The sequence below is a fragment of the Streptomyces sp. NPDC006512 genome (genome assembly GCF_040611935.1).
Lineage (GTDB): Bacteria > Actinomycetota > Actinomycetes > Streptomycetales > Streptomycetaceae > Streptomyces.
Window position 1 is genome coordinate 78167 of sequence record NZ_JBEXPG010000025.1, and the last position, 23293, is coordinate 101459.

Here is a 23293-nt window from a genome sequence, read left to right on the forward strand (position 1 = left end):
GCCTCTAGGAGACACAGCATCCGGAAGAGACGGCCTCCGGAAGAAGGGGAGGGGCTACCGCCGGAAGCGGTCCAGCAGCGCCGCGGCGGGATGCGGGCCGGTGTGCAGGGGGTGACGCGGAAGCCGGTGCGGCAGCGATCCGTACCAGGCCCGCGAGACGGCGTACCCGAAGGCCAGGCACATCATCCCGCCGACCGCGTCCAGCCAGAAGTGGTTCGCGGTGGCCACGATGACGACCAGCGTCGCCGTCGGGTAGAGCAGGCCCAGGATCCGCGCCCACGGCGCCGAGGCGACCGCGAAGATCGTCAGCCCGCACCAGAGCGACCACCCTATGTGCATGGACGGCATCGCCGCGTACTGGTTCGACATGTTCTTCAGGTTCCCGGAGGCCATGGAGCCCCAGGTGTGGTGCACGATCACCGTGTCGATGAAGTCCTGCCCGTTCATCAGCCGGGGCGGCGCGAGCGGGTACAGGTAGTAGCCGACCAGGGCGACGCCCGTGGTGGCGAACAGGATGAGGCGGGTCGCGGCGTAACGCCCCGGGTGAAAACGGTAGATCCACACCAGTACGCCGATCGTCACCACGAAGTGGAGGGTGGCGTAGTAGTAGTTCATGCCGACGATCAGCCACGTCACCGAGTTCACGGCGTGGTTGACGGACTGCTCCACGGCGATGCCGAGGTCCCGCTCCACGCCCCAGATCCAGTCGGCGTTCGCGAGCGCGGCCGCCTTCTGCTCGGGCACGGCGTTGCGGATCAGCGAGTACGTCCAGTAGCTGACGGCGATCAGCAGGATCTCGAACCAGATCCGGGGCCGCCGGGGTGCGCGGAGCCGCGTCAGGAAGGTGCGTTCCGACGCCGGACGGGCCTCGTGCTCGGTCACGTGGGGTGACGAGAGGTCCGTCCGGGTTTCCAGTGTCTTCACGCTCGCTTCACCCATGGGGAGAGAGTCTGCCAGATGGGATCTCGCCTCCGATCATCCCTCCGGACGGTCTTGGGTGCCCCCCGTCCGCCCTGCGGACTACCCCCGGGTCCGTACGACGGTCCGGCCCCGCTGTCAGGGGGCCGCCCGGCCGCCGCGGCGCTGCCCCGGCCCCGAGGCCGTCGAGCCGCGGACCACCAGCTCGGGCAGGAACACGAACTCGCTGTGCGGGGCCGGCGTACCGCCGATCTCCTCCAGCAGGGTCCGCACCGCCGCCTGCCCCATGGCCTGCACGGGCTGGCGGATCGTCGTCAGCGGCGGATCGGTGAACGCTATGAGGGGGGAGTCGTCGAAGCCCACGACCGACACGTCGTGCGGGACGCGCAGCCCCTGCTGCCGGGCTGCCCGGATCGCGCCCAGCGCCATCATGTCGCTCGCGCACACCACGGCGGTGCAGCCCCGGGAGATCAGCGCGGCCGCCGCGGCCTGACCGCCCTCCAGGGTGTAGAGGGAGTGCTGGATCAGCTCCTCCGTCCCGGCCTCGTCGAGCCCGAGCCGCTCCTTCATCCCCAGCCGGAAGCCCTCGATCTTGCGGAGCACCGGCACGAACCGCTTCGGCCCGACCGCGAGCCCGATGCGGGTGTGCCCGAGCGCCGTCAGGTGGGTCACCGCGAGCTGCATCGCGGCCCGGTCGTCGGGGGACACGAAGGGCGCCCGCACCTTGTCGGAGAAGCCGTTGATCAGGACGTACGGGACGCCCTGGCCGCGGAGTTGGTCGTAGCGGCCCATGTCGGCGGTGGTGTCGGCGTGCAGCCCCGAGACGAAGATGATCCCGGAGACGCCCCGGTCGACCAGCATCTCGGTCAGCTCGTCCTCGGTGGACCCGCCCGGCGTCTGCGTCGCCAGCACCGGGGTGTACCCCTGCCGGGTCAGCGCCTGCCCGATGACCTGCGCGAGCGCCGGGAAGATCGGGTTGTCCAGTTCGGGAGTTATCAGGCCGACGAGCCCCGCACTGCGCTGCCGCAGCCGTACGGGCCGCTCGTAGCCGAGCACGTCGAGCGCGGCCAGCACGGACTCGCGGGTGCCTGCGGCCACACCGGGCTTGCCGTTGAGCACGCGGCTGACTGTGGCTTCGCTGACCCCCGCCTGGGCTGCGATGTCGGCTAGCCGTGCGGTCACGGGATTGGACTGTACCGGGCGCACGTTCAGATTGCCCACCACGTGCAGGAATCGGCGGGCAGCCGGACCGTACGCCCGTCCGTCTCCACCGGCGCACTGGACAGCACGGGCCGCCCCGGGCAGGGCAGCTCCACCGACTCCGGCCGGGTGTTGACGGTGCAGGCGAAGCCGGGACGGGAGAACAGGAGCACCCCCTCAGGCGCCGGCAGCCACTCCATCCCCGACGGGGCCGCGGCCCCGCACTCCGGAGCCGGCCGGCCCGCTTCCGGCGCGCCCAGCCCCGGAATGGCCCGCCGCAGTTCCAGCGCCGCCCGGTACAGCTCCAGGGTGGAATGCGGATCCCCGGTCTGCGCGGCGACGCTCAGGGGGCCCCAGCCCGCGGGCTGCGGCAGCCAGGTTCCGCCGCCGCCGAAGCCGTACGGCGGCTCCTCGCCGGACCAGGGCAGCGGGATCCGGCAGCCGTCACGGAGCCCGTCCTGCCCGGCGGCCTCGGCGGCCCCGGCGGCATCGCCGGGGACCGGGGCCTCGGCGGGTACGGCGCCCCCTGCCGGACCCGTCACCCCGGCGGCGCCCGCCGCCCCGGCTCCGGCGCCCGCCGCCCCGGCTGCCTCCGGCCGGCGCCGGCCCCGCCGGAACGCCGGGTCCCGGCGGGCCTCCTCGGGCAGGTCGGTCACCTCCGGCAGACCCAGCTCCTCGCCTTGGTACACGTACGCCGAACCCGGCAGGGCCAGCATCAGCAGCGCCGCCGCCCGCGCCCGGGCCAGCCCCCGCGCCCCGCCCCCGTACCGCGTCACGTGCCGCACCACGTCGTGGTTCGACAGCACCCACGTGGTCGGCGCCCCCACCGACGCGGTCGCCGCCAGGGACTCGTCGATGACCGTCCGCATCGCGGCCGGGTCCCACGGACAGTTCAGGAACCGGAAGTTGAACGCCTGGTGCAGCTCGTCGGGGCGGACGTACAGCGCCAGCCGGTCCGAGGTCGGCGCCCAGGCCTCGGCGACCCCGATCCGCTGCCCCCCGTAGGAGTCCAGGAGCCGCCGCCAGGAGCGGTGGATCTCGTGGACCCCGTCCTGGTCGAAGAAGGGGAGCGGCTCGGTGCCGATCAGCGTGGCCTGGGCGCCGCGGCCGATGTCGGGCAGCCCGGGCGCCTTCACCATGCCGTGGGCCACGTCGACGCGGAAGCCGTCCACCCCCAGGTCCAGCCAGAACCGCAGGACGGACGCGAACTCGGCGGCGACCTCCGGATGCTCCCAGTCGAGGTCGGGCTGCTCCGGGGCGAAGAGGTGCAGGTACCAGTCCCCGTCCGGCACCCGGGTCCAGGCCGGACCGCCGAACACCGACTCCCAGTCGTTCGGCGGCTCGGAGCCGTCCGCGCCGCGCCCCGGGCGGAACAGGTACCGCTCGCGGGCGCCCGGCTGCCCGGCGAGGGCCTCCTGGAACCAGGGGTGCCGCTCGGAGGTGTGGTTCGGGACCACGTCGACGATGACCCGCAGGCCGAGCGCGTGCGCGGCGCGGACCAGGTCGTCGGCGTCGGAGAGGTCCCCGAAGAGGGGGTCGACGGCGCGGTAGTCGGCGACGTCGTAGCCGCCGTCCGCCTGGGGCGAGACGTAGAAGGGGGTCAGCCACACGGCGTCGACGCCGAGCCGGGCCAGGTGCGGGAGCCGCTCGCGGACCCCGCGCAGGTCGCCGACGCCGTCCCCGTCGCTGTCCGCGAAGGAGCGCACGTAGACCTGGTAGATGACGGCATCGCGCCACCAGCCGCCGCTCGCGGACGTTTTGCTGGAAGCGCTTGCAAGCCCGGAGGCCGTCAACTCGTGGGTCATATCGGGGTCAACGCGGGTACACACCCCATGGTTGCGGGCCCGGTCACTCGAAGGTGCCTCGAACTAACAGCAAGCTGCGGCAACCGTACGGACACACGCATGTAACGATCAGCACGTCTTGCAGAAAATTGCCGCAAGCTCTTTCGGACGGCTTTCAGTCTTGTTACGTTCCTGGCAACTCGGGACCGCAGGGACGCGGCCGGGATCATCGAAGGAGTTCATATGCGGCGTGGCATAGCGGCCACCGCGCTGGTCGCGGCCCTGGCGCTCGCGGCGACGGCTTGCGGCGGTGACACCAAGGACGACGGCGGTGACGTCAAGACCGGCGGCGAACTGAGCGGCACGGTCACCTGGTGGGACACCTCGAACGAGGCCGAGAAGGCGAGCTTCCAGAAGATCGCCGAGGCGTTCACCGCCAAGCACCCGAAGGTCACGGTCAAGTACGTCAACGTCCCGTACGGCGACGCGCAGAACAAGGTCAAGAACGCCTTCAACACCGGCGCCGAGGCCCCTGACGTGATCCGCGCCGACGTCGGCTGGGTCGCCGACTTCGCCTCCCTCGGCTACCTCGACGAGGTCCCCGCCGAGACGGCCAAGAAGATCGACGCCGAGTTCCTGCCGCAGGCCGCGGCCAGCGGCAAGTTCGAGGGCAAGACCTACGCGGTCCCGCAGGTCATCGACACCCTCGGCCTCTTCTACAACAAGAAGATGCTCGCGGACGCCGGGGTCCAGCCCCCCACCACGCTGGAGGAGCTGAAGACGGCCGCCGCCGCCATCAAGGCGAAGAGCGGCAAGACCGGCCTCTACCTGCGCGGCGACGACTCGTACTGGTTCCTCCCCTTCATCTACGGCGAGGGCGGCGACCTCGTCGACGCCAAGAACAAGACGGTCACCGTCGACAACGCCGCGGGCGTCAAGGCCTTCAAGGCCGCCCGCGACCTCGTCTCCTCGGGCGCCGCGGTCACCAACGCGACCGACGGCTGGACCAACATGCAGACGGCCTTCAAGTCCGGCGAGGCCGCCATGATGATCAACGGCCCCTGGGCCGTCGCCGACAGCTACGCCGGCGAGCAGTTCAAGGACAAGGCCAACCTCGGCGTCGCCGCCGTCCCGGCCGGCTCCGCCAAGGCGGGCGCTCCCCAGGGCGGCCACGACCTCGCCGTGTACGCCGGCTCCAAGAACCGCGCCGCCGCGCACGCCTTCGTCGAGTACCTCACCTCCCAGGAGGTGCAGGTCCAGTCCGCCAAGGACCTGAGCCTGCTGCCCACCCGTACCGCCGCCTACGAGCAGCCGGACGTCAAGAGCAGCGAGATGGTCCAGTTCTTCAAGCCGGCCGTCGACAAGGCCGTCGAGCGCGCCTGGATCCCGGAGAACGGCTCCCTCTTCGAGCCGCTGAAGGTCGAGTACACCAAGGCCGTCACCGGCACCTCCACCCCGGAGGAGGCCGCCAAGGCCGCCGGCGCCGAGTTCCGCAAGATCCTCAAGGGCTGGAAGTAACGAACCATGGCTGCTCACACCAGCCAGTCGGTGGCGAAGGCCGCGGGCGGGGAAGTCGGCACCACCGACCCCGCCCGCGGCCGGAGCCGCAGGACTGACAGCGACAGCACCCGCGGCGGCGGGCGCGGCGGGATCAAGCGCGCCCTCGCCACGCACTGGTACGCCTGGGCCATGATCGCCCCGGTCGTGCTCGTCCTCGGCGTGATCATCGGCTGGCCGCTCGTGCGCGGCGTCTACCTGTCGCTGACCGACGCCAACGAGCGCAACGTCGCCCGGACCATCGGCGCCCGCCACATCGAGGCCACCTACGAGTTCGTCGGCCTCGACAACTACGCGGCCGTGCTCGGCGACCCGGTGTTCCTGCAGCGGCTGGTGTGGACGGTGGTGTGGACCGTCGCGTGCGTGTCCATCACCTTCGCCCTCGGCCTCGCCCTGGCCAACATGCTCAACCGGCAGTTCCGGGGCCGCGCCGCCTACCGGATGGCGCTCATCCTCCCCTGGGCCGTCCCCGGCTTCGTCTCCGTCTTCGCCTGGCGGTTCCTCTTCAACCGCGACAACGGCATCCTCAACAAGGTCCTCGACGGCGGCGGCATCGCCGCGATCCCGTGGCTCGACGACCCCACCTGGGCCAAGTTCTCCGTCATCGCCGTCAACGTCTGGCTCGGCGTCCCCTTCATGATGGTCGCCCTCCTCGGCGGCCTCCAGTCCATCCCCGGCGAGCTCTACGAGGCCGCCGAGATGGACGGCGCCGGCCCCTGGCAGAGGTTCCGCCACATCACCCTGCCCGGCCTGCGCGCGGTGAGCATGACCGTCATCCTGCTCTCCACCATCTGGACCTTCAACATGTTCCCGGTGATCTTCCTGCTCACCCGCGGCGGACCCGGGGACTCCACCGAGATCCTCGTGACCCAGGCCTTCCGCGAGGCCTTCATCGCCAGCCCGCGCGACTTCGCCGGCTCCGCGACGTGGGGCGTCCTCATCCTCGCGCTGCTCATGATCTTCGCGCTGGTCTACCGGCGGTCGCTGCGCAAGCAGGGAGAGGTGTGGTGACCATGACCACCGAGACCACTGCCGCCAACGGGGCCAACGGGGCCAACGGGGCCGGTACGGCCGACGGGACGACCGGGGCCACCGGGGCGACCGCGAGCCGTCCGGCCGCGGCGAACCCCGTCCGCCCCCGGGGCAGCCGCTCCCCGCTCGCCTCCTTCGGCCTGCACGCCACGCTCGTCGTCGCGTCCGTGATCGCCGTCTTCCCGGTGCTCTGGATCCTGCTGACCTCGCTCAAGCCCGCGCAGCACGCCATCACCACCGACTTCGTCAAGGAACCGACGCTCGCGAACTACAGCCACCTGCTGGACGACACCCACTTCCTCAGCTGGTTCGCGAACTCCGTCCTCGTCGCCGGCGTCACCACGGTCCTCGGCGTGTTCATCGCCGCCACCACCGGATACGCCGTCAGCCGCTTCAAGTTCCCCGGCATGAAGCCCCTCATGTGGACCCTGCTCATCACGCAGATGTTCCCCATGGCCATCCTCATCGTCCCGCTCTACAACCTGATGGGAGAGCTCGGGCTGCTCAACCAGCCGCTCGGCCTGATCATCACGTACCTCACCATCGCCGTGCCGTTCTGCGCGTGGATGATGAAGGGCTTCTTCGACACCATCCCCGTCGAGATCGACGAATCCGGACGCGTCGACGGACTCAACCCCTTCGGCACCTTCTGGCGGCTGATCCTCCCGCTCGCCAAGCCCGGCCTCGCCGTCACCGGCTTCTACGCCTTCATCACCGCCTGGGGCGAAGTCGCCTACGCCTCCGCCTTCATGGTCGGCGACGAGAACCTCACCCTGGCCGGCGGACTCCAGACCTTCGTCACCCAGTACACCTCCAACTGGGGAGCCATGAGCGCGGCCTCCGTCCTCATCGCCATCCCCGCGGCCGTCTTCTTCCTCTTCGCCCAGCGTCACCTCGTCGCCGGGATGACGGCAGGCGCCACCAAGGGCTGACCACCCGCGCCCGCCCCGTACCACCCGGCCAGACCTCTCCAAGGACGACATGACCCAGCACCTCGCCGACGCACTTCCCGCCCCGACCGGCACCCAGCCCGGTTGGTGGAGAGAAGCGGTGATCTACCAGGTCTATCCGCGCAGCTTCGCCGACTCCAACGGGGACGGCATGGGGGACCTCGAAGGCATCCGCACCCGACTGCCCTACCTCAAGGAGCTCGGCGTCGACGCCGTGTGGCTGAGCCCCTTCTACGCCTCGCCGCAGGCCGACGCCGGCTACGACGTCGCCGACTACCGGGCCATCGACCCCATGTTCGGCACCCTGCACGACGCCGACGCCGTCATACGCGAAGCCCACGCCCTGGGGCTGCGCATCATCGTCGACCTCGTCCCCAACCACTGCTCCGACCAGCACGAATGGTTCAAGCAGGCACTGCGGGAAGGCCCCGGCACCCCGCTGCGCGAACGCTTCCACTTCCGGCCGGGCCGGGGAGCCGACGGCGCGGAGCCCCCCAACGACTGGGAGTCCATCTTCGGCGGCCCCGCCTGGACCCGCGTCGCCGACGGCGAGTGGTACCTGCACCTCTTCGCCCCCGAGCAGCCCGACTTCAACTGGGAACACCCCGCCGTCCAGGACGAGTTCCGCTCCATCCTGCGGTTCTGGCTCGACCTCGGCGCCGACGGCTTCCGCATCGACGTCGCCCACGGCCTCGTCAAGGCCCCCGGCCTGCCCGACCTCGGCCGCGACGAACAGCTCAAGCTCCTCGGCAACCAGGTCCTGCCCTTCTTCGACCAGGACGGCGTCCACGAGATCTACCGCTCCTGGCGCACCGTCCTCGACGAGTACGCGGGCGACCGCATCGGCGTCGCCGAGGCCTGGACCCCCAGCGCCGACCGCACCGCCCTCTACCTGCGCCCCGACGAGCTCCACCAGGCCTTCAACTTCCACTACCTCAGCACCGGCTGGGACGCCGAGGCCCTGCGCGGCGCCATCGACGACTCCCTCGACTCGATGCGGCCCGTCGGCGCCCCCACCACCTGGGTGCTGTCCAACCACGACGTCGTACGCCACCGCACCCGCTTCGGCAGCCTGGACCGGGCCCGCGCCGCCGCGCTCCTCATGCTGGCCCTCCCCGGATCGGCGTACGTCTACCAGGGCGAGGAACTCGGCCTGCCCGAGGTCACCGACCTGCCCGACGAGGTCCGCCAGGACCCCTCCTTCTTCAAGGAGAACGGCCAGGACGGCCTCCGCGACGGCTGCCGCGTCCCCCTCCCGTGGTCCGGCGACCAGGCCCCGTACGGCTTCGGCGACGGCGGCAGCTGGCTGCCCCAGCCCGCCGAATGGGCCGGCCTGAGCGTCGAGGCGCAGACCGGTGACCCCGCCTCCACCCTGGAGCTGTACCGGGCCGCCCTGCGGATCCGGCGCGAGCACGCCGACCTCGGCGCCGGCGACGCCGTCGCATGGCTGCCCGCGCCTGCCGGGGTCCTCGCGTTCCGCCGCGGCGGTTTCGTCTGCACGGTCAACACCACCGGCGAACCCGTCGCGTTCGCGGCGCCCGGCGAAGTGCTGCTGTCCAGCGCGGAGCTCGACGCGGCCGGTGTCCTTCCCGCCGACAGCACCGTGTGGTGGCGGGGGTGACTTCCCCGCTGCGGCTGACGGACATCGCCGCGCAGGCCCAGGTCAGCGAGGCGACCGTCAGCCGCGTGCTCAACGGCAAGTCGGGCGTGGCCGCCGGCACCCGTCACAAGGTGCTGGCCGCGCTCGACCTGCTCGGCTACGAGCGGCCCGTACGGCTCAAGCGGCGCAGCAACGGCCTGGTCGGGCTGCTCATCCCCGAGCTCACCAACCCCATCTTCCCGGCGTTCGCCCAGGTCATCGAGCAGGCCCTGGCCGGTCACGGGTACACGCCCGTGCTGTGCACGCAGACACCGGGAGGGGCCACCGAGGACGAGCTGGTGGAGCAGCTGGAGGAGCGCGGCGTCACCGGGATCGTCTTCCTGTCCGGCCTGCACGCCGACGGCCACGCCGACCCGGCGCGCTACCAGCGGCTGGCGGCGCGCGGAGTGCCGTTCGTCCTCATCAACGGGTTCAACGAACGCATCAGCGCCCCCTTCGTCTCCCCGGACGACCGGGCGGCCGCGGACATGGCCGTCCGGCACCTGGAGGAACTCGGGCACCGGCGCATCGGCCTGGCCATCGGGCCCACCCGGTACGTGCCCTCGGCCCGCAAGGAGCAGGGGTTCCTCGCGGCGGTGCCCTCCGCCGAGGAGGAAGGGCTGATCCAGCGCACCCTGTTCACGGTGGAAGGGGGCCACGCGGCCGGCGGCGCCCTCCTGGACCGGGGCTGCACCGGCATCGTGTGCGGCAGCGACCCGATGGCACTCGGCGTCGTACGGGCGGCCCGCGAGCGGGGGCTGCGGGTGCCGGAGGACGTGTCGGTGGTCGGCTTCGACGACTCCCCGCTCATCGCCTTCACCGACCCGCCCCTGACGACGGTCCGCCAGCCGGTCCGCGCCATGGCCACGGCCGCGGTCGGCGCCCTCCTCGAAGCGGTGGCGGGCACCCCGGTCCAGCGCACGGAGTACGTCTTCCAACCGGAGCTGGTGGTCAGGGGCTCGACGGGGCCGGGGCCGGGGGAGTAGCGGGGTCCTGGCCGGTCCGCGTCAGGGAGGGTTTGGTGGTTTCCCGTCAGTCTCATCGTCTCTCCGGGGTGGACCGGTCCCTCAAGGGCGCTCCCTGCGGTCGCGTCGCTACGCGATGGCCTTCGGCCACCCTTGACCGACCGCCCCACCCCGGAAAGCCGAAGACAGCCGGGAACCCCCCAAAAGAACGGTCACGGGGACGGACAAACAGGAGCGGCCCCGTCAGCGATGAGGCGAGGGGCCGGGGGCCGGCCGACCGGGCACACGGCCCCCTCACAGCCCCTCCCGGGACCGAGCCAACGGCTACCCACCCGAAATGACGACCACATCAACCTGGGGCGCCATCAGGCGCGTCGGATCGCCACGCGCTCCTCTCGGCTTGGCGTCCGCGAGTCATCTGGGGCTGGTCAGGGGCGGGTTCTACGTTGGCGACCACGGTGGTGAATTCCCGGCCGGGATGCGGCACGGACAGGGAGAAGGCGGCGTGACGGACATGCGGCAGGCGATCAGCGAGGACCAGTGGCGGCGGGCCGAGCTGATCTGGGACTACCACCAGATGGGCCACGAAACGGCTCCCGTGGACGTCGCGATCGGACTGGGCAGTCACGACCTCGGAGTTGCCGCGACTGCCGCTGGTCTCTATCGGACCGGTTTGTTTCCTGTACTCGTGTTCACGGGCGGGAACAGCGCCACGACCCGGTCTCGGTTTCCTCGGGGCGAGGCAGTCCACTTCCGTGAGCACGCCCTCGAACTTGGTGTTCCGGACGACGCCATCCTGGTCGAACCCGAAGCCGCCAACACCGGCCAGAACATCACTTTCTCCCGCGAACTCCTGGCCGCGCACGGCCTCACGCCGAAGACCGTGCTGCTCGTTTCCAAGCCCTACATGGAGCGACGGTCCTTCGCCACCGCCCGCAAGCTGTGGCCCGAAGTCGAGATTCTCTGTGCGTCCGAACCGCTTGAGCTGGATGACTACCTCAAGAGCATCGGTGACGAGAAGCTCGTCCTGGACATGCTCGTCGGCGATCTCCAGCGGGTGATCGAGTACCCGAAGCTGGGGTTCGCCATCGGCCAGGACGTTCCGGAGGACGTGCGGGACGCTTACGAATCCCTCGTCCGTGACGGCTTCACGAGTCGCCTCATCGCCCCCTGACGTCGGCATCGGTTTCCCGTTGCCAGGTGGGCAATGCGGGCCAGTCGGCGACGTACCCGGGCTTCGGGTCCTCGAACTGCTCGTACACCGAGCCGACCGCATCGCGTTATGGGCGAGTAACCCGATGATCAGCCCCAGCCGGTCGTCGGACGCTGAGCCGAGAGGAGCGCGTAGCGATCTGACGCGCCTGACTGCTCCGCAGGTCGTCGTGGTCGTCATTTCGGGTGGGTAGGCGGCGGTCTGGTCCCGGAAGGGGCCGCGAGGGGGCCGTGTGCCCGGTCGGCCGACCCCCGGCCCCTCGGCTCATCGCTGAGAGACCCGCTCCTCCCCCTCTTCCCCGTGACCGTTCTTTTGGGGGGTTCCCGTCGGTCTTCGGCTTTCCGGGGTGGGGCGGTCGGTCAAGGGTGGCCGAAGGCCATCGCGTAGCGACGCGAACGAAGTGAGCGCCCTTGAGGGACCGGTCCGCCCCGGAGAGACGATGAGACTGACGGGAAACCGCCAAACCCTCCCTGATGCGGATGAGTTGAGCCCCGCCCCGTGCAACCCCGCGCGCCCCCCGGAAACAAATCTGCAACCTCTTGCGCAAACTCTTGCAACACTTCCGGCCTGGCCCTACGGTCGCGTGCAATCCCCACCTCTACGCCAGGAGGCCCCCCGCATGCCTGTCAGAGCCGCCAGAGCTGCAACCCTTTTCGCCGTCGCCGCAGTTGCCGCCGCCGGGTCCCTCGTCGCGCAGGCGCCGCAGGCGCGGGCCGCCGCGCCCGGGGAGCGGGACGTCACCGCCGTGCTCTTCGAGTGGCGGTTCGACTCCGTCGCCTCGGCCTGTACCACCACCCTCGGCCCCGCCGGGTACGGCTTCGTCCAGGTCTCGCCGCCCCAGGAGCACATCCAGGGCCCCCAGTGGTGGACCTCGTACCAGCCCGTCAGCTACAAGATCGCCGGCCGGCTCGGGGACCGGGCCGCGTTCAAGCGGATGGTGGACACCTGCCACGCCGCCGGGGTGAAGGTGGTGGCCGACGCCGTCGTCAACCACATGGCCGCCGGCGACGGCACCGGGACCGGGGGGAGTTCGTACACGAAGTACGGATACCCGGGCCTCTACTCCGGCGCCGACATGGACGACTGCCGGGCGACGATCTCGAACTACCAGGACCGGGGCAACGTCCAGAACTGCGAGCTGGTGCAGCTGGCCGATCTGGACACCGGCGAGGACCACGTACGCGGCAAGATCGCCGGCTACCTGAACGACCTGCTCTCCCTCGGCGTCGACGGGTTCCGGATCGACGCCGCCAAGCACATGCCCGCCGCCGACCTCGCGAACATCAAGTCCCGGCTGACGAACCCCGGGGTCTACTGGAAGCAGGAGGCCATATTCGGGGCGGGCGAGGCCGTCTCGCCCGCCGAGTACCTCGGCAGCGGCGACGTGCAGGAGTTCCGCTACGCCCGCGACCTCAAGCGGGTCTTCCAGAACGAGAACCTGGCCTACCTGAAGAACTTCGGCGAGGCCTGGGGCCACATGCCCTCCGCCCAGAGCGGCGTGTTCGTCGACAACCACGACACCGAGCGCGTCGGTGACACCCTCAGCTACAAGAACGGCTCCGCCTACACCCTGGCCAACGTCTTCATGCTGGCCTGGCCCTACGGCTCCCCGGACGTCCACTCCGGCTACGAATGGTCCGACAAGGACGCCGGCCCGCCGAACGGCGGTGCGGTGAACGCCTGTTACGCCGACGGATGGAAGTGCCAGCACGCCTGGCGGGAGATTTCCTCCATGGTCGGCTTCCGCAACGCGGCCCGGGGCCAGTCCGTCACGAACTGGTGGGACAACGGCGGCGACCAGATCGCCTTCGGGCGCGGCGCCAAGGCGTACGTGGTCGTCAACCACGAGGGGTCCGCGCTCACCCGCACCTTCCAGACCTCCCTCCCGGCCGGTGACTACTGCGACGTGCAGAGCGGACGGCCCGTCTCCGTGAACGGCTCCGGCCAGTTCACCGCGACCGTCGCCGCCGGTACGGCGCTCGCCCTGCACGTCAACGCCCGTACCTGCACCGGCACCCCGTCCACCCCGGCCACCACCGGGGTCTCCTTCGCCGTCAACGCGACGACCGTGCCCGGCCAGGACGTGTACGTCACCGGCGACCGGGCCGAGCTCGGCAACTGGAACACGGCCGCCGCCCTGAAGCTGGACCCGGCGGCCTACCCCGTCTGGAAGCTCGACGTCGCCCTCCCGGCCGGTACGGCCTTCGCCTACAAGTACGTGCGCAAGGACGCCGCCGGGAACGTCACCTGGGAGGGCGGGGCCAACCGCACCGCCACCGTCCCGGCGAGCGGCAAGGTCACGGCGGCCGACACCTGGCGCGGCTGAGCCGCCGCCCCGCAGACCAGGGCCGCCCGGCACCCCAGAACCCGCCACCGCCGGGCGGCCCTCCATCCCGTGACCCACGCGACCGAGGAGAACCCGCCTTGATACGCCCTGCCGCAGGAGTGCTCGCCGCCGCCCTGGCCGTGACGCTGCTGCCCGTCCTCCCGGCGGCGGCCGCCGCACAGGCCCCCGCCCCGCCCCCGGACGCGAAACTGGCCGCCGAGCCGGCCCGGCACGACCTGACCCGGGAGCAGTTCTACTTCGTCCTGCCCGACCGGTTCGCGAACGGTGACCCCCGCAACGACACCGGCGGCCTGACCGGCACCCGGCTCCAGACCGGCCTGGACCCGACGGACAAGGGGTTCTACCAGGGCGGGGACCTCAAGGGGATGACCGACCGGCTCGACTACATCAAGGGCCTCGGCACCACCGCCATCTGGATGGCGCCGATCTTCAAGAACCAGCCGGTGCAGGGCGAGGGCGACGCCGCCTCGGCCGGCTACCACGGGTACTGGATCACGGACTTCACCCAGGTCGACCCGCACTTCGGCACCAACGCCGACCTGGAGAAGCTCGTCGACGCGGCGCACCGCAAGGGGATGAAGGTCTTCTTCGACGTCATCACCAACCACACCGCCGACGTCGTCGACTACCGCGAGGGCTCCCGCTCCTACCTGTCGAAGGGCGCGTTCCCCTACCTGACCAAGGACGGCGTCCCCTTCGACGACGCCGACTACTCCGGGGGAGAGACGAAGGACAAGGGGAAGGACAAGGGCAACGACAAGGACAAGTTCCCGAAGACCGGTCCCGCCTCCTTCCCGCGTACCCCCTTCGTGCCCGAGGCGAAGAAGAACCTGAAGGTCCCGGCCTGGCTCAACGACCCGCAGATGTACCACAACCGCGGTGACTCCACCTTCGCCGGCGAGTCCTCCGAGCAGGGTGACTTCTCCGGGCTCGACGACCTGTGGACCGAGCGTCCCGAGGTCGTCAGCGGCATGGAGAAGATCTACGAGAAGTGGGTCAAGGACTTCGACATCGACGGCTTCCGGATCGACACGGTCAAGCACGTCGACACCGGATTCTGGACCCAGTGGGCCACCGCCCTCGACGCGTACGCCGCCAAGCGCGGCCGGGACGACTTCTTCATGTTCGGCGAGGTCTACTCCGCCGACACCGCCGTCACCTCCCCCTACGTCACCCGTGGCCGCCTCGACGCCACCCTCGACTTCCCGCTCCAGGACGCCATCCGCGCGTACGCCTCCCAGGGCGCGGGCGCCGGCCGGCTGGGCTCCGTACTGGCCGACGACTACCGGTACACCACCGACAAGGCGAACGCCTACGAGCAGGTCACCTTCCTCGGCAACCACGACATGGGCCGCTTCGGGACCTTCCTGAAGCAGGACCGGCCCGGCGCGGGGGAGCAGGAGCTCCTGGACCGCTACCGCCTCGCCAACGAGCTGATGTTCCTCTCCCGGGGCAACCCGGTGGTGTACTCCGGTGACGAGCAGGGGTTCACGGGCGCGGGCGGCGACAAGGACGCCCGCCAGCCCCTCTTCGCCTCCCGGACCGCCGACTACCTCGACGACGACCAGCTGGGCACCGCCCGTACCCACGCGAGTGACGCCTACGACCCCCAGCACCCGCTCTACCGCCAGATCAGCGCCCTCTCGAAGCTGACGAAGGACCACCCGGCCCTGCGCGACGGAGTACAGAGCGAGCGCCTCGCCGACGGGTCCGCGTACGCCTTCGCACGGACCGACGCCCGCACCCGGACCGAGTACCTGGTCGCCGCGAACAACGCCGCCGGAGCCCGCACCGTCGAGGTCGACGCCCCGGCCGGCGCCCAGTACCGCACCCTGTACGGGGGCACCGCGCTGATCCGCGCCTCCGCGGCCGGCAAGCTCACCGTCCCGCTGCCCGCACTCGGCTCGGTGGTCCTCCAGGCCGTGGCACCGCTCGCCGCGCCCACGGCCGGGCCCGCGCTCACCCTGAAGGCCCCGGCGCCCGGCGCGACCGGCACCGTCGAGCTGTCCGCGGAGGTCACCGGCGGCGGCCTGAACCGGGTCGTGTTCGCCGCGCAGGCCGGTACCGGCGCGTGGCAGGTCCTCGGCTCCGCCGACCACGCCCCGTACAAGGTGACGCAGCACGTCACGGCCCCGGCCGGGACGCCCCTGCGGTACAAGGCCGTCGTCGTCGACTCCGCCGGGCGCACGGCCGGCGCCCGCGCCGCGTCCGTCGCCGGGCAGGCCCCGCCGAAGGAGACCCCGACCGCCACCCAGCGCGACTACGCGGTCGTCCACTACAACCGCCCCGACGGCGACTACGCGAACTGGCGGCTCTACGCCTGGGGAGACCTCGCGGAAGGCGAGACGACCCCGTGGCCGGAGGGGCACGCCTTCACCGGCCGCGACGCCTACGGGGCGTTCGCGTACGTCAGGCTCAAGCCCGGCGCCTCCTCCGTCAGCTACCTCGTCATCGACAAGGACGGCAACAAGGACGTCGCCACCGACCGCACCGTCGACGTGACGAAGACCGGGGAGATCTGGCTGGAGCAGGGCAAGGAACCCGCCCGCACCGACCGCCCCGCCTACCCGCCGCAGGACCAGACCAAGGCCGTGCTGCACTACCAGCGCCCCGACGGCGCGTACGACGGCTGGGGCCTGCACGTCTGGGCCGGCGCCGCGAACCCCACCGACTGGTCGAAGCCGCTGATGCCCGTACGCACCGACTCCTACGGGGCGGTCTACGAGGTTCCGCTCGCGGCCGGCGCCACCAGCCTCAGCTACATCCTCCACAAGGGCGACGAGAAGGACCTCCCCACCGACCAGTCCCTGGACCTGAAGGCCACCGGCCACGAGGTGTGGATGCTGGGCGGCCGCGCGGGGTACCTCCTGCCGCAGCCCGCCGGATCGGCCGCCGCCCTCGACCTCACCAAGGCCGAGGCCGTCTGGATCGACCGGGACACCGTCGCGTGGAAGGCACCCGCGGCCGCCGCGTCCGTCCAGCTCCTCGCCTCCCGCGAGGGCCGGATCACGGCGGAGAACGGCACCCTCCGGGAGGCCGGAGCGGCTTGGCTGCGGCTGAACCGCTCCGAGCTCACCGCCGCCCAGAAGCAGAAGTTCCCGCACCTGGCGGCCTACCCGGCCTTCACCGTCGACCCCCGCGACCGCGAACGCGTCCGCGAGGCCCTGCGCGGCCAGCTCGTCGCGAGCGCCCGCGCCGCGAACGGCGCCGTCCTCGCCGCCACCGGCGTCCAGCTCGCCGGAGTCCTCGACGACCTGTACGCGACGAACAGCCCGCTCGGCCCCGTCTTCAAGGACGGCCGCCCCACCCTGTCCGTGTGGGCGCCGACCGCCCAGCAGGTCGCCCTCGAACTCGACGGCCGCAGCGTCCCCATGCGCCGCGACGACACCACGGGCGTCTGGTCGGTGCGCGGCGAACGCTCCTGGACCGGCAAGCCCTACCGCTACGCCGTGACCGTCTGGGCGCCGACGACCCGCCAGGTCGTCCGCAACCTCGTCACCGACCCCTACTCCACCGCCCTCACCGCCGACTCGACGCACAGCCTCGCCGTCGACCTCGCCGACCCGAAGCTCGCCCCGCCCGGCTGGAAGGACCTCCGCAAGCCGGCGGCCGTGCCGTTCACCTCCGCCCAGATCCAGGAACTGCACGTCCGTGACTTCTCCGTCGCGGACCGCACCAGCACCCACCCCGGCCAGTACCTGGCCTTCACCGACACCGGCTCGGCCGGCATGCGGCACCTGCGCGACCTGGCCGCCTCCGGCACCTCGTACGTCCACCTGCTGCCGGCCTTCGACATCGGCACCATCCCGGAGAAGCCCGCCGACCGCACCGAACCGGCCTGCGACCTCAAGGTGTACGCCCCCGACAGCGAGGAGCAGCAGGCCTGCGTGGCGGCGGCCGCCGCCAAGGACTCCTACAACTGGGGCTACGACCCGCTGCACTACACCGTCCCGGAGGGCTCGTACGCGAGCGACCCGAACGGCACCGCCCGCACGGTCGAGTTCCGCAAGATGGTGCAGTCCCTGAACGGCGCCGGACTGCGCACCGTCATGGACGTGGTCTACAACCACACCGTCGCCTCCGGGCAGGCCGACAAGTCGGTCCTCGACCGCATCGTCCCCGGCTACTACCAGCGGCTCCTCGCGGACGGCGGCGTCGCCACCTCCACCTGCTGCGCCAACACCGCGCCCGAGAACGCCATGATGGGCCGGCTCGTCGTGGACTCCCTGGTCACCTGGGCCAAGGAGTACAAGGTCGACGGCTTCCGCTTCGACCTGATGGGCCACCACCCGAAGGACAACATCCTGGCCGTCCGCAAGGCCCTCGACGCGCTCACCCCCGCCAAGGACGGGGTGGACGGCAAGAAGATCGTCCTCTACGGGGAGGGCTGGAACTTCGGCGAGATCGCCGACGACGCCCGCTTCGTCCAGGCCACGCAGAAGAACATGGCCGGCACGGGCATCGCCACCTTCTCCGACCGGGCCCGCGACGCCGTGCGCGGCGGCGGCCCCTTCGACGAGGACCCGCGCGTGCAGGGCTTCGCCTCCGGTCTGTTCACCGCCCCGAACGCCTCGCCCGCGAACGGCACCCCGGCCGAACAGCGCACCCGCCTCCTGCACTCCCAGGACCTGATCAAGGTGGGGCTGTCCGGGAACCTCGCCTCGTACGCGTTCACCGACACCACCGGCCGCCGCGTCAAGGGCTCCGAGGTGGACTACAACGGCGCCCCGGCCGGCTACGCGGCCGCCCCCGGCGACGCCCTCGCCTACGTGGACGCCCACGACAACGAGACCCTGGCCGACGCCCTCACCTTCAAGCTCCCGCAGGGCACCTCCACCGCCGACCAGGCCCGGATGCAGGTCCTGGCCATGGCCACGGCCGCGCTGTCCCAGGGCCCGGCCCTCTCCCAGGCGGGCACCGACCTGCTCCGCTCCAAGTCCCTGGACCGCAATTCCTACGACAGCGGCGACTGGTTCAACGCCCTCCACTGGGACTGCCGCGACGGCAACGGCTTCGGCCGGGGCCTGCCGCCCGCCGCCGACAACGCCTCCAAGTGGCCTTACGCGAAGCCCCTGCTGAGCGGCCCGGCCCCCGGCTGCGCCGAGATCAACGGCGCCTCGGCCGCCTACCGGGACCTGCTGAGGATCCGTACGACGGAGAGCGCCTTCGCCCTCACCACGGCGGACGCCGTCCAGGCGAAGCTGGCCTTCCCGCTCTCGGGCACCGGCGAGACCCCGGGCGTGATCACCATGACCCTGGGCGACCTGGTGGTGGTCTTCAACGCCACGCCCACCGCCCAGGAGCAGCGCCTTCCCGCCCTCGCGGGCAGCCGGTACGCCCTGCACCCGGTGCAGGCGAACGGCGCCGACCCGGCGGTGAAGTCCGCCGTCCACGACGCGGCGACGGGGGAGTTCACCACCCCGGCCCGCACGGTGGCGGTCTTCAAGCGCTCCTGAACGGCGGCACCGGCTGACAGGAACGGCAGGAACGGCAGGAACGTAGAGGAGCGACAGGAACGCGCAGGACGACAGGGCGGTGCCGGTCATCACGACCGGCACCGCCCCCGTCATGTCACCCCGCCGCGGGCGGAGCCGGGCCCGGTCAGACCCAGATGCGGAGGGCTTCCATCCGCCGGGACTGCCCGGTGGTCCCCACGTAGACCGGGTTCCCGGCCGCCGCGTTCAGCCAGGCGTGGTCCTGTACGTGCGCCTGCGCCGCGACGCTCCCGGAGCCGACCTGGAGCCCCAGCGCCTCCATCCGCCGCGACTGGCCGGTGGTGCCCACCGTCACGGCCGCGCCGTCCGCGGCGCACCGCCAGCCCTGCCAGCCGACGTCGGCGAGGTGGGCGTTGGCACAGATACCGCCGACCCCGCCGGTCGCGATCACCGCGGCCTCCATCCGGCGGCTCTGCCCGGTGGTCCCGGCCACCGCGCCGTCGCACACCGTCGACTGCCAGCCGACGTCCTGGACGTGGGCCGCGTAACAGACGACGCGGGCGTTCGGGGCCAGCGCACGCTGCCTGGCCGTCGCCGCCCTGACCTCTTCGACCACCGCGGCGGGCGCCTGCACGGACGCGGTGCCCGCGGCCGCCGTGACACCGGCCGCCGAAGGCGCCGACGGCTGCTGCTGGGCCCCGGCCGCCCCCGCGGCCCCCAGCACGCACGCCAGCGCCATGCCCAAGACGGCTCCCGCGGTCCTGCTCCCGGAATTCCTCATGGTGTTCCCCTCCTGGTACCGACTGGTCGCGCCCATCAGTACCGGCGCGCCGGAAGGGGCGGCAAGCGGAAGCCCGGGCAGAGGCCGAGAGCGGACCGGGCATGGCGCGGGCCGGGTGGTTGCGCCCGGGACGTCCCCCGTGCGGGGGCGCGGGCCGGGGCGGGGGGCGTGCGCCGGGGCGGGTGCGCGCGCCGTCAGACGTCGAGGCGCCGCTCCAGCAGGATCACCCCGTACACCTTCCCGTCCCGGCCCTGCTTGGACGGGAACTCGCCGACCACCCGGTACCCGGCGGAGCGGTAGTACGCGAGCAGCCGCGGGTTCGTCGACACGCAGTCCAGGCGGGCCCGTTCCCGCCCGGTCCGGGCGATCCGCCACTCGGCGTGCTCCAGGATCCGCCGGCCCGTCCCGGCGGGCGCGGCCTCCCGCTCCACCATCAGGCGGTGCACGTAGCCCGCGACGGGCGGCTGGACCCCCCAGGCCTCCTCGTCGGACCACCACAGCTCGTACGCGCCGACGACCCGGCCGTCGGCGTCCTCGGCGAGCCACACCTCACCCTCGCGCATCTTCGCGCGGAAGTGCGCGGCGTCCTTCTCGCCCGGCTTCCACTGGTCGATCCCGTTCTTGCGCATCCACCGGGCGGCCTGGTCGTACAGCGACACCAGAATGCCGGCGTCCTTCTCCTCGGCCGGCCGGAACAACACCCCGTCGTCAATGATCACGCGGGCATTATCTCCGCGCGCCAGGTCAACGAGGCCCGGCGGGCCCGCCCGGCACCAGCCCGGCCAGCCGCCCGACCAGCTCGCCGAACGGTCCGTCGGCCGGCTCGTCCGCGAGGATCTGCACGAGGATCCCCGCCATCTCCGCGTCGTACGCCGCGCTCACCGCCGCCAGCGCCGCGAAGTCGTGCACCAGCTGCAGCTCCAGCTCCGCCCGCGGGATCCGGCGCCCGTCGAGCCACAGCAGCGCCGTGGACTCGGCGAGCGACACCCACGACCGCACCACGAGCTCCAGCCGGGCGGGCGGCCGCTGTACGCCGATGTGCGCGAGGATCTGCTCGTACGCGGCCTGCCGCACCTCGTCGATCATCGCGTTCGTCCGGCTGCTCCCGGCCGCCGGACCGCCCCGCATCAGCGCGGAGAAACCCGGCCCGTGATCGTCGACGAAGGCGAAGTACCGCCCCATCACCCGCAGCAGGCGCGCCCCGAGCGGCCCCTCGTGCGGCTCCACGAACCGCTGCGCCAGCTCGTCGGCGGCCCGCCGCAGCGCGGCCTCGTACAGGCTCAGCTTGCCCGGAAAGTAGTGGTAGACGAGCGGCCGGGATATCCCCGCGGCCGCCGCGATCTCGTCGATGGACACGTCGTCGGGCGAGCGGTTGCTGAACAGCTCCAGGGCAACCCCGATCAGCTGCTGCCGCCGCTCCTCGACACCCATCCTGCGCCGCACCCCGGTTGTCATGCCGACACCCTACTTCGCCGTCCGGCCAGGGGCTCCTCGCTGGTCCGGGCCCTTTCGCCGGACCTACAGGTCCAGTGTCAGCCGGTTCGTCGTGGCTCGGGAGACGCACAGGAGCATCGAGTCGGCGCGTTCGGCGTCGGTGAGGAGTTCGTCGCGGTGGTCGATGTCGCCCGCCAGGACCCGGTGTTGGCAGGTGCCGCAGAAGCCCTGCTCACAGGAGTACGGGGTGTCGGGCAGGACGCGGCGCACCGCGGTCAGGGCCGATTCGTCCGCGGCGACCTCGACGGTGGTGCCCGAGCGGGCCAGTTCCACCGTGAAGGCCCGCGCGGGACCGGTCGCTTCCGGGCTGAACCGCTCCAGCCGGACCGCCGCAGGGTCCGCGGCCGCCGCGGTGACGGCCCGCATCAGGGCGTCGGGGCCGCAGCAGTAGACCAGCGTGCCCGGGGCGAGCGCGGCGAGGGGGCTCAGATCGGGCAGGCCCGTCTCGTCCTCGGGCAGGACGGTGACCCGGTCCCCGTAGGAGGCGAGTTCGGGCAGGAACGGCATCGAGGCGCGCGAGCGGCCCCCGTAGAGGAGGGTCCAGTCCGCGCCGGCCGCCGTCGCCGCGCGGAGCATCGGCAGGAGCGGCGTGATCCCGATGCCGCCCGCGACGAACGCGTACGAAGGGGCCGGGAGGAGCTCGAACCGGTTGCGCGGCGGCCGCAGTTCCAGCTCGGCGCCCTCCACGAGCTGTGCGTGCGCCTCGCGGGAGCCGCCCCGGCCGTCCTCGATCAGGCGGACGGCGATCGTGTACCGGCCGGTGTCGGCGGGGTCCCCGCACAGCGAGTACTGGCGGACCAGGCCCGAGGGGAGGACGACGTCCACGTGCGCGCCCGGGGTCCAGGCCGGCAGCTCCGCGGACTCCAGGACGAGCCGCAGCACCCCGTCGGCGGGCTCCGTACGGGAGACGATCAGGGCGCGCAGCAGCCGGCGGGGGGAGTGCCCCGACACAGGGTTCTCCAGCGCCGGGAGCGGCCAGAGCGGGGAGCGGCCGATGCGCCGCCGCAGCGCGCGCCGGGTCAGGAGCGCCGCCCCGGCGACCGCCGTCACGGTCAGGGCCCGCCTCACGGCCGCACCCCGCCGTTGGCGCCGGGCGAGGTCGCCAGGTAGGCCACCGCCTGGGCCGTCGACCCCTCCTGCGAGGGATGGTAGGTACGGGAGAGGTAGGTCGGGATCGACTTCAGCATCGCCCCCGTCGAGGGCAGGACGCCCTGCTGCCCCGCCCGGAAGAACTGCCCCAGGGAGGCCTTCGCGGCGGGCAGGTGCGGGTCGTTCTCCATGAAGAAGCGGGCGCCGCGCTGCCACAGGAACACCAGGGCGGTGAAGGCGGTCGCCCAGGTCCGGGCCCGGCGGCGGTAGTTGCCGTCGACGTGCATGAACAGGTCGAAGGCCACCGAACGGTGTTCGACCTCCTCCGCGCCGTGCCAGCGCAGCAGGTCCAGCATCGTCGGGTCGGCGCCCCGCCGGTCCAGTTCCCCGGCGTTGAGGATCCAGTCGCCGAGGAACGCCGTGTAGTGCTCGATCGCGGCGATCATCGCGACCCGCTCCATCAGCCACCACCTGCGGGGCCGCCCCGGCGGCAGGGTCCGGTCGCCGAGGAGCTTCTCGAACAGCCAGTCCACCTGCGCGGTGTACGGGGTGGGGTCCAGGCCCAGGCGCCTCAGGTGCGGGAGCACGTCGTCGTGCGCGGCGGCGTGCATCGCCTCCTGCCCGATGAAGCCGATGACGTCCGCCCGCAGCCCTTCGTCCGTGATGTACGGGAGGACCTGCTTGTAGACGTGGACGAACCAGCGCTCACCGGCGGGCAGCAGCAGGTGCAGCACGTTGATGGTGTGCCCGGCGAAGGGATCGCCGGGCAGCCAGTGGAGCGGGGTGTCCTGCCAGGAGAAGGACACGTTCCGGGGCTGGAGGTCTATGTGTTCCGACGCCACGGGGGCGGGCACGAGCGGCGTATTAGACATGGCGTCAATGTACTGAT

General features: G+C 71.9%; 16 protein-coding genes. 8 read left to right on the forward strand and 8 right to left on the reverse strand.

The window, feature by feature from the left end; all coding sequences use genetic code 11:
- Positions 1-54 precede the first annotated feature (54 nt).
- The 3 genes from ABZZ17_RS19130 to ABZZ17_RS19140 all read right to left on the reverse strand — a co-directional run bounded on the left by ABZZ17_RS19130 (position 55) and on the right by ABZZ17_RS19140 (position 3923).
- Entirely contained in the window at positions 55-939 is an 885-nt protein-coding gene (locus ABZZ17_RS19130) for a phosphatase PAP2 family protein (protein ID WP_356877466.1), read from the reverse strand.
- 117 nt (positions 940-1056) lie between these two features.
- The gene (locus ABZZ17_RS19135) at positions 1057-2100 is read right to left on the reverse strand and encodes a LacI family DNA-binding transcriptional regulator (protein WP_356877467.1); all 1044 of its coding nucleotides are present in this window, start codon (positions 2098-2100) and stop codon (positions 1057-1059) included.
- A 26-nt stretch (positions 2101-2126) separates the two neighbouring features.
- Positions 2127-3923, reverse strand: coding sequence for a glycoside hydrolase family 13 protein (locus tag ABZZ17_RS19140; RefSeq protein WP_356877468.1), 1797 nt, complete (start codon positions 3921-3923; stop codon positions 2127-2129).
- 222 nt (positions 3924-4145) lie between these two features.
- Here ABZZ17_RS19140 and ABZZ17_RS19145 point away from each other — a divergent pair, with 222 nt between their 5' ends.
- The 8 genes from ABZZ17_RS19145 to pulA all read left to right on the forward strand — a co-directional run bounded on the left by ABZZ17_RS19145 (position 4146) and on the right by pulA (position 19061).
- Positions 4146-5420: an extracellular solute-binding protein gene (locus ABZZ17_RS19145; protein WP_356877469.1), complete on the forward strand. Its 1275-nt coding sequence runs from the start codon at positions 4146-4148 to the stop codon at positions 5418-5420.
- A 6-nt stretch (positions 5421-5426) separates the two neighbouring features.
- Positions 5427-6470 carry a sugar ABC transporter permease gene (locus ABZZ17_RS19150; RefSeq protein ID WP_356877470.1) on the forward strand — a complete coding sequence of 348 codons (1044 nt, stop codon included), beginning with the start codon at positions 5427-5429 and terminating at the stop codon, positions 6468-6470.
- 2 nt (positions 6471-6472) lie between these two features.
- Entirely contained in the window at positions 6473-7423 is a 951-nt protein-coding gene (locus ABZZ17_RS19155; RefSeq protein ID WP_356877471.1) for a carbohydrate ABC transporter permease, read from the forward strand.
- Between the two features lie 49 nt (positions 7424-7472).
- The gene (locus ABZZ17_RS19160) at positions 7473-9062 is read left to right on the forward strand and encodes a glycoside hydrolase family 13 protein (protein WP_356877472.1); all 1590 of its coding nucleotides are present in this window, start codon (positions 7473-7475) and stop codon (positions 9060-9062) included.
- Positions 9050-10066: a LacI family DNA-binding transcriptional regulator gene (locus ABZZ17_RS19165; protein WP_356877473.1), complete on the forward strand. Its 1017-nt coding sequence runs from the start codon at positions 9050-9052 to the stop codon at positions 10064-10066. Before ABZZ17_RS19160 ends, ABZZ17_RS19165 begins: the two co-directional genes overlap by 13 nt.
- Positions 10067-10550: 484 nt before the next feature.
- The gene (locus ABZZ17_RS19170) at positions 10551-11219 is read left to right on the forward strand and encodes a YdcF family protein (protein WP_356877474.1); all 669 of its coding nucleotides are present in this window, start codon (positions 10551-10553) and stop codon (positions 11217-11219) included.
- A gap of 658 nt (positions 11220-11877) precedes the next feature.
- Positions 11878-13584, forward strand: coding sequence for a carbohydrate-binding module family 20 domain-containing protein (locus tag ABZZ17_RS19175; protein WP_356877475.1), 1707 nt, complete (start codon positions 11878-11880; stop codon positions 13582-13584).
- Positions 13585-13682: 98 nt separating this feature from the next.
- Positions 13683-19061: a pullulanase-type alpha-1,6-glucosidase gene (gene pulA, locus ABZZ17_RS19180; protein WP_356877476.1), complete on the forward strand. Its 5379-nt coding sequence runs from the start codon at positions 13683-13685 to the stop codon at positions 19059-19061.
- A 145-nt stretch (positions 19062-19206) separates the two neighbouring features.
- On the opposite strand, the gene ABZZ17_RS19185 is transcribed toward pulA, so the two are convergent.
- The 5 genes from ABZZ17_RS19185 to ABZZ17_RS19205 form a co-directional block, all read right to left on the reverse strand.
- Positions 19207-19821 (reverse strand): polysaccharide deacetylase, encoded by a 615-nt coding sequence (locus tag ABZZ17_RS19185; RefSeq protein WP_356877477.1) that lies wholly within the window; start codon positions 19819-19821, stop codon positions 19207-19209.
- Between the two features lie 194 nt (positions 19822-20015).
- Positions 20016-20540 (reverse strand): GNAT family N-acetyltransferase, encoded by a 525-nt coding sequence (locus ABZZ17_RS19190; RefSeq protein ID WP_356877478.1) that lies wholly within the window; start codon positions 20538-20540, stop codon positions 20016-20018.
- A gap of 25 nt (positions 20541-20565) precedes the next feature.
- Complete coding sequence (locus tag ABZZ17_RS19195; protein ID WP_356877479.1) at positions 20566-21276, reverse strand: TetR/AcrR family transcriptional regulator; 711 nt, start codon at positions 21274-21276, stop codon at positions 20566-20568.
- Between the two features lie 63 nt (positions 21277-21339).
- Positions 21340-22383 carry a PDR/VanB family oxidoreductase gene (locus ABZZ17_RS19200; RefSeq protein ID WP_356877480.1) on the reverse strand — a complete coding sequence of 348 codons (1044 nt, stop codon included), beginning with the start codon at positions 22381-22383 and terminating at the stop codon, positions 21340-21342.
- Positions 22380-23276: a metal-dependent hydrolase gene (locus tag ABZZ17_RS19205; protein ID WP_356877481.1), complete on the reverse strand. Its 897-nt coding sequence runs from the start codon at positions 23274-23276 to the stop codon at positions 22380-22382. Before ABZZ17_RS19205 ends, ABZZ17_RS19200 begins: the two co-directional genes overlap by 4 nt.
- Between the last annotated feature and the right edge of the window lie 17 nt (positions 23277-23293).

Excerpts from the sequence above, each read along its gene's own strand:
- ABZZ17_RS19205 (WP_356877481.1), bottom strand. The coding sequence starts at position 23,276 with ATGTCTAATACGCCGCTCGTGCCCGCCCCCGTGGCGTCGGAACACATA.
- ABZZ17_RS19185 (WP_356877477.1), bottom strand. The coding sequence starts at position 19,821 with ATGAGGAATTCCGGGAGCAGGACCGCGGGAGCCGTCTTGGGCATGGCG.
- ABZZ17_RS19175 (WP_356877475.1), top strand. The coding sequence starts at position 11,878 with ATGCCTGTCAGAGCCGCCAGAGCTGCAACCCTTTTCGCCGTCGCCGCA.
- ABZZ17_RS19140 (WP_356877468.1), bottom strand. The coding sequence starts at position 3,923 with ATGACCCACGAGTTGACGGCCTCCGGGCTTGCAAGCGCTTCCAGCAAA.
- ABZZ17_RS19160 (WP_356877472.1), top strand. The coding sequence starts at position 7,473 with ATGACCCAGCACCTCGCCGACGCACTTCCCGCCCCGACCGGCACCCAG.
- ABZZ17_RS19145 (WP_356877469.1), top strand. The coding sequence starts at position 4,146 with ATGCGGCGTGGCATAGCGGCCACCGCGCTGGTCGCGGCCCTGGCGCTC.
- ABZZ17_RS19195 (WP_356877479.1), bottom strand. The coding sequence starts at position 21,276 with ATGACAACCGGGGTGCGGCGCAGGATGGGTGTCGAGGAGCGGCGGCAG.
- ABZZ17_RS19155 (WP_356877471.1), top strand. The coding sequence starts at position 6,473 with ATGACCACCGAGACCACTGCCGCCAACGGGGCCAACGGGGCCAACGGG.
- ABZZ17_RS19130 (WP_356877466.1), bottom strand. The coding sequence starts at position 939 with ATGGGTGAAGCGAGCGTGAAGACACTGGAAACCCGGACGGACCTCTCG.
- ABZZ17_RS19150 (WP_356877470.1), top strand. The coding sequence starts at position 5,427 with ATGGCTGCTCACACCAGCCAGTCGGTGGCGAAGGCCGCGGGCGGGGAA.